The organism is Anabaena azotica FACHB-119, from assembly GCF_014697625.1.
Taxonomy (GTDB): Bacteria; Cyanobacteriota; Cyanobacteriia; order Cyanobacteriales; family Nostocaceae; genus Trichormus; species Trichormus azoticus_A.
This window is the reverse complement of sequence record NZ_JACJSG010000065.1, coordinates 1-16670: the sequence shown is the minus strand read 5'-3', so window position 1 is coordinate 16670 and position 16670 is coordinate 1. Positions and strand designations below refer to the sequence as shown.

Here is a 16670-nt window from a genome sequence, read left to right as displayed (position 1 = left end):
CAAACAGTTAACCACCGCCGCCACCGCCACCGCCGCCACCACCGCCGCCACCACCGCCGCCGCCACCACCGCCACCACCATCACCGGCGTAACTGCTGCTACCACGACCACCAAAAAGTATGAAACCAAAGAAGAAGAGAAACATGAATACGCCCATAATTGACCCAAACAAAGCAGAATCATCGGACTGAGAATTTTGCCATTGAGGGGTTTTTATTTCAGTACCTGAGCGATCAAATGTCACCTGCACTTCTAACTCTTGCCCTGGTTCTATAGCGGTTTGAGCTACAGCTTCAATCGTTTTTGCATCGACTTTGCGGATGTTAGCCGATGTGCCAAAGCTTTGGAAATCCTTGATGGTAGCAGCAAATTTTTCAGGAAATTCTACTCTTACTTGTGCCTGTTTTACAGGGGCTTGACGGTCGGAAAATATAGCTTTCCAGTAAACTTGAGCATCATTACCGTTAATGTGTAATCCACCAATAACACGATATTTTAAGACGAATGTATGGCTTTCGGGCGGGTTAAGTTGATGTTGCCAACGAATCCAAAGTTGATTATTTTCTCTGCCTGTTTCACTGGCTAATAATTTACCGTTTTCTGATACTGTTACGTCGGTAATCTCGTCTACTTTGTCCAAAGGAATATACCTGTATCGTTGATTTTTATAGTCGCCTGTAAATGTATATTTTTGGGTTTCAGTGATTAACATATCACCGTTAGTTTGCACAGCAATATCAACATTAATAAATTCCCAATAAAAAGGCACTGATTGAGCTTGAACGTGATGCAGAGAAAACGTGAGGCTGAGAACAACTGCTGTAAAAAATAGCAACACCTTTTGAATGATTTGACGAAACATTATGAATTACTCCATATCTAAAATTCAAAATGCCATTACCCTTCCAAGGGAATATCGTCAGCTAGGGGGACAACTACCAGTTTTTTTTACTTAAATTTACAAACAGTTTTATTTTTGATGAGAGGTAATTTTTTATAACTTTTAAGAAACACAGGTGACAGGTTACAGGTGACAGGTTACAGAAACAAGAAAATAGGGAATAGTTGTGTTTCTTTCATATTTTGCTCTAGCGTTCATCACGCCCGTGGGAGGCTTTTAAGAAACACATTTTTCGTAATTCTCTCAAAGCCTTTCTGACTTTTCACGTCATGTGGAAAAGTTAACGCTAGACCTAACCCCCCAGCCCCCTTCCCTATACTAACTTTTCACGTTATGTGGAAAAGTCAACGTCAGACCTAACCCCCCAGCCCCCTTCCCTACAAGGGAAGGGGGAGAAATCAAAGCCTCTCTCCTTGTAGGAGAGAGGTTTGGAGAGAGGTCTTCTAGATGCCGTGAAAAGTCAGTTCCCTATAAGGGAAGGGGGAGCAATTAAAGCCTCTCTTTTTGCAGGGGAGAGGTTTGGAAGTGGGGTTTTTCAGATCCCGTGAAAAGTCAGCAAAGCCTTAAGAGAATGGTGCAAGATGTAAGCGCCCCACAAGGGGGAAGTCAAAAGTCAAAAGTCAAAAGTCAAAAGTATTAAACCCCCTTGCAACGAATAAAACAAACACATTTTTCTTGTTTAGCTAAAAGCCTTATTCTATAAGGGTTATAAAATGTGTTAGTGAGGAGTATATGTACCGACGCAGGCTACAAACTACTTTTGATTTTGGCAAGGAACATTTTCCACATTTTTGACCAAATCAAACTTCAAATTAATATTAACAGTAAAGATGGGTTGTGCGGTGATTTCTTTGCGATCGCCTCTACTATCAAAACTAATCTTTAAGCCTTTAATAGTAGCGCTCGATGCTGCTGTTTCAGGTTTATTAGCCATTTGCGATAATTTTTCTTTTATCTGTTCTCGATTAACAGATGTCCCAGAAAGTTCAATTGCTTTTAAAACTGCTGTCACAGCATCAAATGATAAAGCCATTCTTCCATTCAAATCACCACCCCAATAAGTACGGATTTGTTGGGCAAATTCTGCTGCACCACACTGCTTAGGATGCCAATCATCTGCTATAAATAGGCGATTGACTGTGGCATTTTGGGTTTTATTAATAGCTTCTTGGAGATATAAGGTATTCGCCGCTAAAATGTATTTTTCACCTCTATTCAACTTGATAATATCAATCGCTTTTTCCCATGCTGTACTATTGTTAGTTCTGCCATCAGGTAATAATACTAAAGCATCTGCATCTTTAACTTGCGGTGGTAGTTGATTGCTGTTGAAATTCGGATCAGATAAGTCAAAGCTAGCAATTATACGTCCATCAAATCTATTTGTAACAATATCGTTAAACTGAGTGAACAAATCCTTGCTAAACAACTCATTTTTATTGTAGAAAACAACTACTTTTGGCTGAGGTTTGTTGAGTCCATTTGGTTTGACTAAATATTCCACCAGACTAAGCGCTTCTATATAACTTGTCGAAGTGGTACGAAAAAAGACTTTGTTGATATCGCCGCAATCTGGATTGGCTCTAATATTAACTAAGGTGGTAGTGGGAGAAATAACTACTAGTTCATTTGGGGAATAAATATTCAAGGCTTCACAGGTATTAGGAGAAGTGAAATGTCCTACCACAGCCAAAATTTTCTCGTCATCGGAGAGTTTTTTGGCGATTTGCTGCGACTGAGAAGGCTGATTGCGATCGTTAGCAATTACAACTTGCAAGTTCATCCCTTGCTTGACAGCTATATCTTGGGCTTGGGCAACTCCTGCTAATATATCGAATCCAGCATTGTCATTCAATGGTGCAGCAACAGCAATTGTGTAAATTGGCAAATTGGGGTAATTGGTATTCCGAAGATGCACAAAAGCGTTGTTACGATAAATTAAACTTTCGGGGTCTTTGGTTAGGCGACTAGGTAGCTTTTCAAAACTTGCGACTGCATCGGCATATCTACCTTCAGAAAATGCTTGAATTCCTTCCTGCTTGAATGCGAAATATTTCTCATTTAGTTTGACTATGCTATTTACACTATTATTAATTAGCAGCTTTTCACCAGAGCTAATAAAGTCGTTAATATTATCAATTGAAGGAGGTTCAGTTTTTGAGCAGGTTGAGGGAAAAATTTGACATTTGTTGACTTGAAGTAATCTAGATACAGAAATAATCCCCACAACAGCAATTAGCGCCAGCATCATCTGAGGGCGAATTAGGAAAGATTTGATGCGTGAAAGTGAGTTGAGGAGGAGTAAAAAGGGTGAGGGAGGTGGTGGCGGGATGATGATGTCGTCAGGCCAAACAAACTCTGATTGATTAGGATTTAAGCAAACGGTGGGGAGCCAGGTAGCAGCCGGAAAATCCCTTTGTAAACTTTCCAGGCGATCGCGTCCTTTACGCACTGCTAAACATAAGGGTACACCTTGAGAAAATTCTTGCAAAAAGTGCAGCAAAAATTGATAAGCAATGCGATCAGCAACAGGTTCTCGCATCACAATTACCGTCGGTACATTCAACTTGCTTAAAAAATCTGCAATTTTTAATCCGTCACAAGAATTGAAGATTGCTAATTTTAACCCTTTTGTTACAGCACTGGTAAACCGTTTTTCTAATGTATGTAACGGTATACATATACCCGTACTAATTTGAATCTTCCCACTCATCCCCTCACTAGATGAGTGACCAGCGAAAAATAGAATCTGCCATTCTTGATCAAAAAACAAATGCGAAAGAGTATCATCATCCGGCTCAAATATTTTGGTAATTTGCGCTCCACGTTGTTCTAATAGTTCTAATGCTTTTCTATCTTCTTCTAGTCGTAAACCTCCTTCAGGACTGCCGAAAATAGCTAAAACTCTCACTGGTGCGGCGAGAGTGGGAACACTCTTGGAAAATTTTGTAAATAAGGCAAACTCAGCATTTTTTAGGCTCGTAAATAAATCCCATGTATGCCAAGGGATTCTGCGTAGCAGTTCATTTTGGTCGTTATTTTCTGCTTGGCATCTAATGATAATCGGGATAGATTGGTTATTGTTGATGTTGATATTGGCGAGAATGCAATCGCGCAAACTCTTAAACGCCCAATGTTTAAACCAACTGCGACAATATTGTTCTAGTGCTTCAGCTCTTTCTTTCCAAGCTTCAGTATCTACTTCTTGGTGGGTGATTTGTGCTGGAACTGCTTGTAATTTACGACTGTTCTCTAGTGAGGTATTTTGCCAACTATCATACAATTGAGGCATTGCCGGTGCAGCCGGAATGATTGGGAAATCATTGTCTTCGCGAATGATCACACCATCTTCTAAGATCCGCAGCTTCACGGAAAATCCGTTATCGAAGCTACCGTCACTAAACTCAAGTATGACACTGACATTTTCATGGGGTTGAGGACTAGAGGATGATGACACCATAACCAAGACAGAGCATTGGGAAATGAAGAATTTATTTATAAGATAAGCATGATTTTGTAAAACTAAGCAATAATCAACTAACGGTCAGTTAAATCACAAAATTATCAGTAAAGCTAGCATCATCCAAGACAACAGACACCGTAAAGCGATCGCCTCTATCTCCGGTAAACTTAAATTGTATATAGGCATCTTGCTGGCGTGATTCCACCTCAAAAAATAGGTTTCCTTCCTCATCTAGCCCTTTTAGCTTCACCCCAGGTGGTAAATGAGACTGTTTTTCGGGAGGGTACAACCTCAACAAAATTAACATCCTGCCATCAGATTTAGGCAAAATCCCCACAATCAACACTATAGCCTGACCTAACAGATAAATTCCTAAATCCTTGGCACTGATGACGGGACAAGCTGGATGTTTGGGATCTAGTTCCCACAACAATTCTGCACATTGCCAACGAATCTCATCATCGGGGGTAGTTTGGATGAGATTTACCAAAGCTTCTTGAGGATTGAGATGATGGGGAATTTGTATTCCACGAGGAGACTGTCGGCGGTATAGTTGTTCAACCTGTTGACGAATAAAAACATCGCTGCGTTGTGGTTCGAGTTCTTTCATCATTTTCCGCAACTGTTTGGGAGGTCGCCAATCATATTCAAAGGTGCGTTTGAGCCAATGACTCAGTTGCACCATTGGTTGTGGTTGTGGCGATGAGGTTAAACAATCTAGCAAGACATCAAGAGTTTGAAAATAACTACGTGGTAGTTCTGCAACAGATACAGATTCCACAAATCCCACAACTTGCGCCTCTTGGTAAGGCTCATCAAGTTCAATTATCACGTAACCCAGACGTTCTGACCATACCTCCGGGGGAATGTAACATTTGCGATCGCTCCTGTGCAAGCAACGACATTCTACAAAACCTTGCAAACTAGGAATATATAAATCTGCAATATTTTCTAGCTGCTGTTCTAAGGGATTCCAACTATGACTGGCGGCTAAATCTGTATCAATACCTAGCATTTGTAAACAACGCTGTGTGACTAATACAGCTAAAGTATTACGGTAAACTTGTTGCGATCGCTCTCGCGTTGGCTGTTGTTGAGCAAACTCATAAGCGAGCTTACGGTCAGCAGATGTTATCGCAATTGTGATAGGTTCAATCATGGTGCATAGCAAAAAAACGTTTGGACTTTGCGGTATCTTATTCAGACAACAACTGTTTAAAAATAGGGAAGCACCGCGTCTTACAAAATCTCCTTAATGAAGACTGATCGACTTTATACTGTTGAGCTAAACTATGCCAAGAAAATTTTCCAGAGTCGCGTAACATCTGCAAGATTTGCATCAATAAAAACTGACAGTTAATATCAGGATGATTTTGCATTCGACAATTTCTCAACTGTGAATGTCGCTGCACTAACTCTAGCCATTCTTGAATAGTTTCATGCCAACTTTCAGGCTCAGGCGCAGGCGGAAAAATCCATTCATTATTTTCTTCATCGGGAGGAAGATGTAAACGCCTATTACGTTCTCTCTCCTGTTCCCGAATCACATCTAAGATTCTGAATTTCAGCCTTCGGTTAAACCAAGTGACAAAGCTAGCTTTTTCGGGGTTATATGCTAGACACAATTCCTTGTTAAACCATTCCCAGGTGCGTGATAAGGCTTCCTCATAAATATCTGGCGATATCTGTCCAGCACCATACCAAATCAACCTGGAAAATTTCATCATGTTGATAATTAAATTCTTTGCCTGAATTGCCAAATCGGGATCATCCGTTTGACAGGCTTGCTCAAATAACCATTGACGCGCCGGAATATCGCTCATGATTTTCTGGAGTTTTTGAGGTTGCTGTAACAGCTTGCTCTTTTCAATGGGATTACTTAAAGCCGCTTGCACCCAGCGAATAAATTCATTAGACATAGAGATTATCCAGACCCAATTAGTTTAGGTTTGAATATGATCACAGCACCAGTCCTCCTCTGAATGATCTGAAGGGTTATCGCAGTTGGCGGGCGAGGAATTGGTAATTTTTTACAAAAATTTATATATTTTATGTCCTAATACCGTTTCTTGATGAAGTAGAGACGTTGCATGCAACGTCTCTACATTATTGCTCGCTATATAAAGCTTCACTCCCTACTCCTTGGGTGTAGGTTCGCCGAACTTAATTAAAAGAGCGATCGCAATACTCACAGCCAAAATTAATGTCATACTCAAAGCTGAACCAAATCCCCAATTTTGAGTAACACCAAGAAATTGGTTATAAACTAACCGCGCCGCCGTCATACTAGAAGCACCACCTAGTAATTCAGGATCGATAAAATCCCCCAAGGCTGTAATTAAGACAAGCAAAGAACCAGCCGTAATTCCTGGGGCTATTTGGGGAACTGTGACTTTCCAAAAGGCTTCCACAGGATTTGCACCCAAATCTGCGGCTGCTTCTAGTAACCGCCTATCTAATTTCTCTAGGGAAGCATATAAAATCAACACCATGTAAGGCAGTAAGCTATAGCTCATGCCAATTAAAACAGCTGGTGTGCGGTTGAGTAATTCTAAAGTGGGTAAACCTACACTACTAAGCAAACTGTTTAATAAACCTGTAGGACGAAGAATAGTTATCCAAGCGTAAGAACGAAGGAGAGAAGAAGTCCATAAAGGTAAAACAAAGCCTAATACCAGTAAATTTCGCCAACGCTGAGGGGCAATTTGGGCGATCCAATAGGCAACCGGGAAACCTAAAATTAGACAAATTGCCGTTGTACCGAGTGCTAAAGTGAGCGATCGCCAGATAACGTGCAAATATAACGGATCAACTATGCGAATATAATTATCAAACCCGCTAGGGTTAACTATATCCCCTGGTCGAATATTAGGTACTAAACTCAACTGAAAAATTATTAATGTTGGTAACACCAACAAAAGTAATAACCAAATACCAGACGGTGCTAACAATACCAAAGGTTGAATAAAGTTGAACCGTGGACGATTTAATTTCTCAAGTCCAACAATATCATCTGGAATATCACGTATTTTTGTAGTCACTGTAGGGATAGGGGATAGGGGACAGGGGACAAGGGACAGGGGATAGGGGATAGGGGATAGGGGACAGGGGACAGGGGACAGGGGACAGTGAACACAACCTGACAACTGATAACTGACAACTGATAACTGATAACTGATAACTGATAACTGATAACTGATAACTGATAACTGATAACTGATAACTGACTAACTACTAGTTAATTGCGTCCAATAACGTTCGTAAACTTCCTCAAACGCACCCACGGGGCTGATGCGTTCACACTTTTCTAGAATTGAGGAGGGAGGATATAAATTTTGATTATTTTTAACTTGTTTAGGTAATTGTTCAAATGCAGCACTATTAGGAGTGGAAATCTTTAATCGTTCGCTAATATTAGCTGCTACTTCTGGTTGGAGAATAAAATTAATCCAAGCATAAGCACCATCCACGTTAGGGGCAGATTTAGGAATTACAATTGTGTCAGTCCACAGGGAAGAACCACTACGAGGAATGACATACTTCAACTGAGGATTTTCTTTGATAATTTTGATAGCATCGGCTGAGTAACACATAGCTAATACTAAATCACCTGCTAAGATTTGATTTCTCCAAGCATCGGTATCGAAGGCGGCGATCGCGGGTTTGAGAATAGTTAATTTTTCATAAGCTTGTTTAATTTCATCTTCATTTGTAGAATTATAAGAATAGCCCAACATCCGCAAAGCCGCGCCTATAACCTCACGCACATCATTTAATAAAGTCATGCGCTTATTAAGTAACTGTTGGTTTTGCCAGAGATATTCCCAATCTTTTGGCGGTTGTTTGAGAACTTCTGAATTATAGATTAATCCAGTAGTTCCCCAACTAAAAGGAATACTATAACGGTTTTTGGGGTCATAGCTAGGATTTTGGAATTGGGGTAATAAACTATTTAAACCAATTAGGCGATCGTGTTTTAATTCGGTTAATAAACCTCGTTGCACCATCTTTTGCACCATATAGTCAGATGGGTAAATCAAGCTATAACTACCACCCCCACCAGCCAGCAGTTTAGCTAGCATCACTTCGTTAGAATCATAAACATCTACAAGCGCCTTCAACCCAGTTTGAGAACTAAAAGTTTGTAATAATTTTTGATCAGAATATTGTGTCCAAGTATAAAGATACAATTGATCGCTGCGACCAGAACCCGCAACAGCCCGCACATTAGCTAATCTCCAACCACAACCAGCTAAAGATAAACTAGAAAGTGCAGTGATTCCTTGTAAAAATTTTCTTCTATTAGTCATTAGTCAACAGTCCATAGTCAATAGTCAATAGTCAATAGTCAATAGTCAATAGTCAATAGTCAATAGTCAATAGTCCATAGTCCATAGTTGATGGTTATTTTTCAACATTATTGCCGATGGATTTTAGGTAGGAGTTTAGTTGAGGTGCTAGGTCATTAATCATAAGCCTTAATGTGTCTATCTGTTCTACAGTTAACAATTTACGAGTGTATGCTCGTCTTAGCCAATGTTGTGTTTCATTTAAAGAACCTCTGGCTATTCTGATAAATATTTTATTATCCTGAAAACTACCTCTACCAACACCTTCTGCTATATTCGCTCCAATACTATCTGCTGAACGTACTATTTGTGTACCTATTGTATTTTTAGCAAAAATATCCCAATCATTAACTATTTGCCAAATTTCGTCAGCTAACTTTTCAGCTAATTGGTAAACTCGTAATTCCTGAAAATACTTACTAGCCATCTGTAAAACTATAAACTATGAACTATGAACTATGGACTATTGACTATGGACTATGGACTATGGACTATGGACTATTGACCATGGACCATGGACTATGGACTATGGACTATGGACTATTGACTAATTGCCAAACAATCACTTTCCGCCCACCAAGCATAAATCGGTGTGTTACAGTCTGGTAAATTACCTAAAGTATTAGGCTGTAAAACATTAATATTAATGCCGTTAATTAATTGCACAACATAATTAACGTGTGTGCCTAAATACATGACATTTACTAACCTACCCTCAAAGCAGTTATTAACTAAACTAGGTTGATAAAGGGAAAGTTGAATTTTCTCTGGGCGAACGCTGACAACTACAGACTTTAATAATTCTGTTGGTGTATCCTCAGTACGGGCGACAACAATTGAAAGTCCAGTTTTCGTGACGATTTGCACGTATTCAGCTTCTAATGCTGTGATTTCACCACTAAATAAATTGGTATCACCGATAAAATCAGCAACAAAGGCTGTTTGAGGATGTTCGTAAATTTGACTGGGTGTGCCAATTTGTTCAATTTTCCCTTGATTCATCACAGCGATGCGATCGCTCAACGATAACGCCTCTTCTTGGTCGTGAGTCACCATAATAAAGGTTAAACCCAGGTCTTTGTGTAAATTCGATAACTCGACCTGCATTTCCTTACGCAGTTTTAAATCCAACGCCCCCAAAGGTTCATCCAGCAACACCACAGCAGGACGATTAACCAAAGCCCTAGCCAAAGCCACACGCTGCTGTTGACCACCAGAAAGTTGACTAGGAAAACGCGATCGCAAACTTTCCATTTTCACCAGTCTTAACGCTTCTTGAACTCGACTTTCAATTTCCGATTTACGGAATTTTTTTAGACGTAATCCAAAAGCGATATTATCCCAAACGTTAAGATGATTAAATAAGGCATAGCTTTGAAATACAGTATTGACTGGCCGCCGATAGGGGGGAATATGAGTCATCGATTGACCTTGAATCAATAACTTACCAGCGTCAACACTTTCAAATCCGGCAATTAAACGTAATGTTGTGGTTTTGCCACAACCAGAAGGCCCTAAAATACTAAAAAATTCCCCTTGCTTAACATCTAAGTCTATTCCATGCACCGCCGGTTCTTGATTGAAAAACTTGAACACACCACGCAGTTCAACATCAAGCGGTTGAAGCGTTTTCATGCCCCTGGTATTCTGGGTTACAGTTTGAGCCATATTCATTAGTAGAATGCCGTGATTTTAAAGAGTATTGTGATTTAATGTAGTCGATTAGACTCTTGATTGCTTGTGCTTTATTTTATTCTGCCCAAAACAATAGTTTAGTTATTAGTCAGTTGTCAGTTGTCAGTTGTCAGTTATCAGTTATCAGTTGTCATTAGTTCCTTTCCCCCTTCCCCCTTCCCCTTTCCCCTTTCCCCCTTCCCCAGTCCCCAACATACCGAATTGTTACAAGCTCAATAGCTATAGTAATTTTCGGGAATTATATAGAAGTTAGTCCCTATATTTTTAAATTTTTATTTAACTTATGGCTTTATTACCCTCATTTCTACGGAACCATAAAAAAGATACCCGTACAGTAGGACGAAGTTATCAATCTATATTTTTCATCCTATTTACCCTAGCAACACTCGCTGGGATCGAGGCTCGGTTAGCATTTTTACAGATTTTTGAAGGGCATGACTTCCACCAACGTGCTGAAGCAAACCGCATTCGGATGATTCCCAAACATCCAGAAAGAGGAAATATTTTTGACCGTAATGGTAAGTTACTCGCCAGTACAAGGTATCCCCGTTCTGTTTACCTTTGGCCGATGGCACATACCAAGCCTTCATGGTCAGTGGTCGGGCCACGTCTAGCGAAGATTTTAGATATTTCTCAAGAAGAGATGGAAAAGAAACTACAAGAGGCTGGGCCTAACTCTTCTTCACTTATCCGCATTGCCCGTGATTTAAATGAAGCACAAGTGACAGCCTTAAAAGAATATGAAAGTGAATTACCTGGCGTAGAAATCAATACAGAAGCAGTGCGTTATTACCCCCAAGGTAGTGCATTAGCCCATGTACTGGGATACACGCGAGAATTAAACGCTGACCAGTTAAAACAAAGGAAAAGCGAAGGCTACCGCTTGGGTGACGTGATTGGTCAAATGGGTGTGGAAAAAGCCTACGAGTCAATGCTACGGGGCGAATGGGGCGGTCAACAGGTGGAAGTAGATGGTGCAGGTCGCCCGATTCGGGTTTTGGGAGAAAAAGAAGCAAAAGCGGGTAAAGACCTGCATTTAACTATAGATTTAGTCTTGCAGACAGCAGCAGATAAAGCTTTAGGGAATCGTCGAGGTGCAATTGTCGCCCTTGACCCTAACAATGGTGCAGTCTTAGCGATGGTGTCTCATCCCAGCTTTGACCCCAATATTTTTTCTAAACAAAAACTCTCTCAGAAAGATTGGGAAAGCGTCCAAGGTAAAGACCATCCTCTAGTTAATCGCGCCTTGAGTGCCTTTCCTCCTGCTAGTACGTTTAAAATTGTTACCACAACCGCCGGATTGGAATCAGGAAAATTTTCTCCTGATACCATTTTACAAACCTATGGTTCTCTCAACATTGGTGGAGTCAACTTTGGTGAGTGGAATCATGCAGGATTTGGCCCCTTGGGTTTTCCGCGTGCGATCGCCATGAGTAGTGATACATTCTTCTATCAAGTTGGCAGAAAAGTCGGCGGCCCCACCTTAATCGAATGGACGCGCAAATATGGCTTTGGTCAAAAAACAGGGATTGAGTTTGTCAATGAAGAATCTAAAGGCTTAGTCCCCGATGAAACTTGGAAACAGAAAGTCTGGAAAATGCCCTGGACTATAGGCGACACCATTAATATGTCAATTGGTCAAGGTGCTTTACAAGTTTCCCCACTACAATCAGCCATGATGTTTTCCGTCCCCGCCAATGGCGGCTATCGAGTCAAACCCCATTTACTCAAGGACAACGAACAAGCAAAAAGCTGGCGAGAGTCTCTAAACATGAAAGCAACCACAATCTCAGTTTTGCGCGATGGACTGCGGAAAGTGGTAAGTGAGGGGACAGGTAAACGTTTAGATGTACCTTCAATTCCCCCCGCATCAGGTAAAAGTGGTACGGCGGAAGCTGGTATCGGTCGCCCCAACCATACCTGGTTCGGTGCTTATGCACCCAGTAATAAACCAGAGATTGTCGTAGTCGCTTTTGGCGAAAACTCCGGCGATCACGGTGGTACAGTGTGCGGGCCGATGGTATTACAAGTATTAGAAGCCTATTTTCAGCACTACCACTCAGGTCAATACGCCAAACCCCAACAGCAAGAATCAGAAGTTAAGGCTAATGGAGATTAGTTAGGTGACAGGTGACAGGAGTGGGGGGAGATGAGGGAGTGGGCAGGGTAGTTTCATACAATCAGAGAAAAAAGATTATTGTGTTTCAAAGCCTCTCCCCCCGTCGGGGAGCCAGTTGCGTGGGCGGGTTTCCCGACTTGAGCAAACTGGCGTGAGAGGTTTGGAGAGGGGGCAAAATCTCTGCTACAACACTAGAAATCAGAACTTATAAATTTTTCTTTTTCTGTATGAAACCACCCTGGGGGGAGATGAGGGAGATGAGGGAGCAGGGGAGCAGAGGAGCAGGGGAGCAGAGGAGCAGAGGAGCAGGGGAGAATAACAACTGATAACTGATAACTGACAACTGTCAACTGTCAACTGTCAACTGACAACTGATAAACAAAAAAGCTAGAAACTAGTGTTTAATCCCCAGTCTCTAGCTTTTATTTTTCCACTATGTTGACTCTTAGTAGAGTTCTTCTTCTTTGTGGGTTTGGATGACTACATCAGAAGTTGGGTAAGCAACACAGGTCAGGACGTATCCAGCTTCGATTTGATCGTCGTCTAAGAATGATTGGTCAGATTGGTCAACAGTACCAGACACTAATTTACCAGCGCAGGTAGAGCAAGCACCTGCACGACAGGAATAGGGCAGATCATAACCTTGTTCTTCAGCAGCGTCTAGAATATATTCATCATCGGGAACTTCGATTTCATTCTTAGTTCCTTCAGCTTCGTTGATCAATGTAACCTTGTAAGTTGCCATTTTCGTAATCCTCTCTTGTGTGAACGGCAGTATAAGTTATCCTAAAGCGAGTCTACACGGCTACTCGTAGGTGATTAGCCGCAGATTTAAAATTAGCTCACTTCTGATACTACGAGAAAAAGTCAAGTATATAACTGGAAATTCACCACGATTAGTAATGAAATTTAGTTACCTGATAAAAATAAGTTTTATTTATACTTGAACTACAATAAAGTCATAAATATCAGTAAAACTTATGATTTGAATCGGAAATATCAAAATAAATGTCAGGGGTTGCTATGGGATCACGACTCATACCATTTCACCTTAAGTTTGATAGGACTTACGCAAGTGTCATAATCAAATTAACTGTAGGGTGCGTCAGCCCCAATAATTTCGTACAAATTATATCTTGTCCGGTAAAAGACTTATCATTAAAACTGCAAGGGGGCAGGGGGTAGGGGGAGAAAGAGTTTTCACCTTTTTGCACAGATGCACCGAATTACAACTAATTAGGCGGACATGATATTAGAGGATTTTTCACATCTGACGCACCCTACCCCAAGTGCCAGTTGCGTAAGTCTTGTTTGACGCAAATAGTCCGTAGGGGGAAGGGGAGAAGGCTATGCTCCTTCAATGGACTGTTGACTATGGACTATGGACTAATGACTAATGACCAAAAAAACAAAAAGGTTGCTGACTCCAGCAACCTTTAATTTTGGGAACATTATTTTTTTATTCAACGGATGCTAAACCAGCAACTGTTAAAGGTTTTGTATTATTTGTTTGCACAATTGATTTTGTACTAATAGGGTCTGTGTTTACAGAATCTGTATTAAATTCATTGCTGCTAGGGTCGTCCATGACCAAGCGATCGCACGGAATGGTGTCAGATATAATTGCACTCGCCATCATACCTGTATGAATTTCCATGTGAGCTTCTACAGGAGCTTCAAACACGAGGCGTTGTCCAGGAAATACCACCCTTTCAAAGTACCAATTAGGAATATTGGTGATGCGAGCGACCTGGATTTTGCTCGTGGCATTAACGTAGCAGCAGAGAACTTTTCCTGATTGCTCAGGTGGTAGAGGGTCTAGTATTTGAGCCATAACTGCTGAGGAGCTGGTTGCCACAATTTTACATTACACTTGCAAACTTAACACTTGCTGATCCCCATCTGCTGTAACTCCGACTACCAACTGAAAATTTCTACGTTATTTCTATCTAAAGTTATGTTCAAGTTATCAAATTTTTATACAAAAAATTGCATTTTTTATAATTATACAGTAATAGATAATTTTTTTTAATTTTTTCGCTAATAAATTAAGAATCTCTGCCTTAAGGTAGGGATCAAAGATAGCAATGACTCAATTGCTAACCATTGCCGGAAAATTTTTGATTTTCTTGATTGCGGAACTTGCCAGCAGGGATCATCGCTTAAGGAATGAACTCAATGTTATGGTAAAGATATATGAATTTTTTCTTCATAAACCCAATCTATATGACGTTGCTGCCAAGTTACTGCCTCTATCAAGAATCTGCTTAAATGTCAAGCAAGCTTGTCATAAAGACTTCTCACTAACTCAGACTTGGCATATTGATTGTTTCTTTGAATTTCCCCGGTATAAGGCAAGATGGAAGTTAAAACACCCATGATGGAAAATCGCATCCTTTACGTTCGCCTTCCTTGTAACCCTATCTTTCCCATTGGGGTTGTTTACCTGAGCGATCATGTCCATAAGATTTTTCCTCATATCGAACAACGCATTTTCGATTTAGGAACAGTGCCACCTTTAGATTACGCCTCTGCTTTAGATCGTTGTATAGACGAATTTCAACCCACATTGTTAGTATTTTCTTGGCGGGATATTCAAATTTATGCCCCTGTTGGTGGACGTGGTGGAAATCCCCTGCAAAATGCCTTTGAATTTTACTATGCGAAGAATCCGCTAATTAAATTGCGTGGTGCTTTGGGTGGTTTACGCATCTTCATAGCTTACTATGTAGAGTTATGGCGTAACTTGGGACTGATTAAACGTGGCTTAAAGCGTGCCGCTAAATATCATGCTGATGCTCGTGCGGTTGTGGGTGGCGGTGCTGTCAGCGTCTTTTACGAACAACTGGGTAAAAGTTTGCCTAAAGGTACAATTATTTCCGTTGGTGAAGGCGAAACCCTATTAGAAAAGTTCTTAAGCGGTAAAGAGTTCCGGGATGAGCGTTGTTATGTGGTGGGAGAAGCGAAACCACGTCACCGCCTAATTCACGAACAACCTACGCCACTGGAAAAAACTGCCTGTAACTACGACTATATCGAAACTATCTGGCCGGAGTTTAACTATTATCTACAAGATCAAGACTTTTACATCGGTGTGCAAACCAAGCGCGGTTGTCCGCACAACTGCTGTTACTGCGTGTACACCGTTGTGGAAGGTAAGCAGGTACGCATTAACCCAGCCGATGAAGTCATAGCGGAAATGCGGCAGTTATATAATCGTGGCATTCGCAACTTCTGGTTTACCGATGCCCAATTCATTCCCGCAAAGAAATTTATGGATGATGCTGTCGAATTGTTACAGAAAATTGTCGATTCTGGCATGACAGATATTCACTGGGCAGCATACATTAGAGCCGACAACCTCACACCAGAATTGTGTGAGTTGATGGCGAAAACCGGGATGAACTATTTTGAGATTGGCATTACTAGCGGTTCTCAAGAACTTGTTCGCAAAATGCGGATGGGTTACAACTTGCGGACTGTGTTGCAAAACTGCCGTGATTTAAAAGCTGCTGGTTTTAATGATTTGGTTTCTGTCAATTACTCCTTTAACGTTATTGATGAACGTCCTGAAACCATCCGCCAAACTATCGCCTACCACCGCGAACTGGAAAAAATCTTCGGTGCTGATAAAGTCGAACCAGCGATTTTCTTTATTGGGTTACAACCGCATACTCATTTAGAAGAGTATGCTTTGAAAGAAGGTATCCTCAAACCAGGTTACAATCCCATGAGTTTGATGCCTTGGACAGCTAAGAAACTCCTATGGAACCCGGAACCCCTTGGTTCTTTCTTTGGTGAAGTCTGCTTACAAGCTTGGCGACAAAACCCCAACGACTTCGGGCGGGAAGTCATGAATATTTTAGAAGAAAGATTGGGGCGTGCTGATTTGGAAGCAGCACTTTCTGCACCAATGGAAACAAAAGGTAAGCAATTAGTGGAGGTTTAAGTTTAAATAAGCAAATAATGGGTAATTTGTGCATTAACTACAAATTACTCATTATCAGGAGAAATAACTTGTCACTACTAACGGGACTTAAACAAAACTAGAGAGCAAAAAGGGGTATAATGTTTAACTAGCATAGGTTTCACGTTAAAAAAAGCTCATGAAAGAAACCACCCCCGCAGCCATGCCTCCATGTT

At 40.9% G+C, this 16670-nt stretch carries 12 protein-coding genes; 2 read left to right on the top strand and 10 right to left on the bottom strand.

Annotated features, from left to right (window positions below; genetic code table 11):
• Nucleotides 1–7 precede the first annotated feature (7 nt).
• The 8 genes from H6G83_RS30985 to H6G83_RS30950 form a co-directional block, all read right to left on the bottom strand.
• The gene (locus H6G83_RS30985) at nucleotides 8–862 is read right to left on the bottom strand and encodes a DUF2207 domain-containing protein (RefSeq protein WP_190479324.1); all 855 of its coding nucleotides are present in this window, start codon (nucleotides 860–862) and stop codon (nucleotides 8–10) included.
• 793 nt (nucleotides 863–1655) lie between these two features.
• Nucleotides 1656–4361, bottom strand: coding sequence for an ABC transporter substrate-binding protein (locus tag H6G83_RS30980; RefSeq protein ID WP_190479322.1), 2706 nt, complete (start codon nucleotides 4359–4361; stop codon nucleotides 1656–1658).
• Nucleotides 4362–4449: 88 nt separating this feature from the next.
• A complete protein-coding gene (locus tag H6G83_RS30975; RefSeq protein ID WP_190479320.1) occupies nucleotides 4450–5523 on the bottom strand; it encodes a DUF1822 family protein in 1074 nt (357 codons plus the stop codon).
• Between the two features lie 37 nt (nucleotides 5524–5560).
• Nucleotides 5561–6283 (bottom strand): hypothetical protein, encoded by a 723-nt coding sequence (locus H6G83_RS30970; protein WP_190479318.1) that lies wholly within the window; start codon nucleotides 6281–6283, stop codon nucleotides 5561–5563.
• Nucleotides 6284–6499: 216 nt separating this feature from the next.
• Nucleotides 6500–7405, bottom strand: coding sequence for an ABC transporter permease (locus tag H6G83_RS30965; RefSeq protein WP_190479315.1), 906 nt, complete (start codon nucleotides 7403–7405; stop codon nucleotides 6500–6502).
• A 186-nt stretch (nucleotides 7406–7591) separates the two neighbouring features.
• Nucleotides 7592–8674, bottom strand: a complete 1083-nt coding sequence (locus H6G83_RS30960) for a polyamine ABC transporter substrate-binding protein (protein WP_190479314.1) — start codon at nucleotides 8672–8674, stop codon at nucleotides 7592–7594.
• A gap of 94 nt (nucleotides 8675–8768) precedes the next feature.
• Nucleotides 8769–9140: a four helix bundle protein gene (locus H6G83_RS30955; protein WP_190479312.1), complete on the bottom strand. Its 372-nt coding sequence runs from the start codon at nucleotides 9138–9140 to the stop codon at nucleotides 8769–8771.
• A 113-nt stretch (nucleotides 9141–9253) separates the two neighbouring features.
• Nucleotides 9254–10387: an ABC transporter ATP-binding protein gene (locus tag H6G83_RS30950; protein ID WP_190479310.1), complete on the bottom strand. Its 1134-nt coding sequence runs from the start codon at nucleotides 10385–10387 to the stop codon at nucleotides 9254–9256.
• A gap of 304 nt (nucleotides 10388–10691) precedes the next feature.
• Between H6G83_RS30950 and mrdA the strand changes: the two genes are divergently transcribed.
• Complete coding sequence (gene mrdA / locus H6G83_RS30945) at nucleotides 10692–12527, top strand: penicillin-binding protein 2 (RefSeq protein ID WP_190479308.1); 1836 nt, start codon at nucleotides 10692–10694, stop codon at nucleotides 12525–12527.
• Nucleotides 12528–12972: 445 nt separating this feature from the next.
• Here mrdA and H6G83_RS30940 read toward each other — a convergent pair whose 3' ends face one another.
• Together H6G83_RS30940 and H6G83_RS30935 are read right to left on the bottom strand one after the other, a co-directional pair.
• Nucleotides 12973–13272 carry a ferredoxin gene (locus H6G83_RS30940; RefSeq protein ID WP_190479306.1) on the bottom strand — a complete coding sequence of 100 codons (300 nt, stop codon included), beginning with the start codon at nucleotides 13270–13272 and terminating at the stop codon, nucleotides 12973–12975.
• Nucleotides 13273–13986: 714 nt separating this feature from the next.
• A complete protein-coding gene (locus tag H6G83_RS30935) occupies nucleotides 13987–14361 on the bottom strand; it encodes a DUF1830 domain-containing protein (protein ID WP_190479370.1) in 375 nt (124 codons plus the stop codon).
• Between the two features lie 525 nt (nucleotides 14362–14886).
• Between H6G83_RS30935 and H6G83_RS30930 the strand changes: the two genes are divergently transcribed.
• Complete coding sequence (locus H6G83_RS30930) at nucleotides 14887–16476, top strand: photosystem II high light acclimation radical SAM protein (protein WP_190479304.1); 1590 nt, start codon at nucleotides 14887–14889, stop codon at nucleotides 16474–16476.
• The last annotated feature ends 194 nt before the right edge of the window (nucleotides 16477–16670 follow it).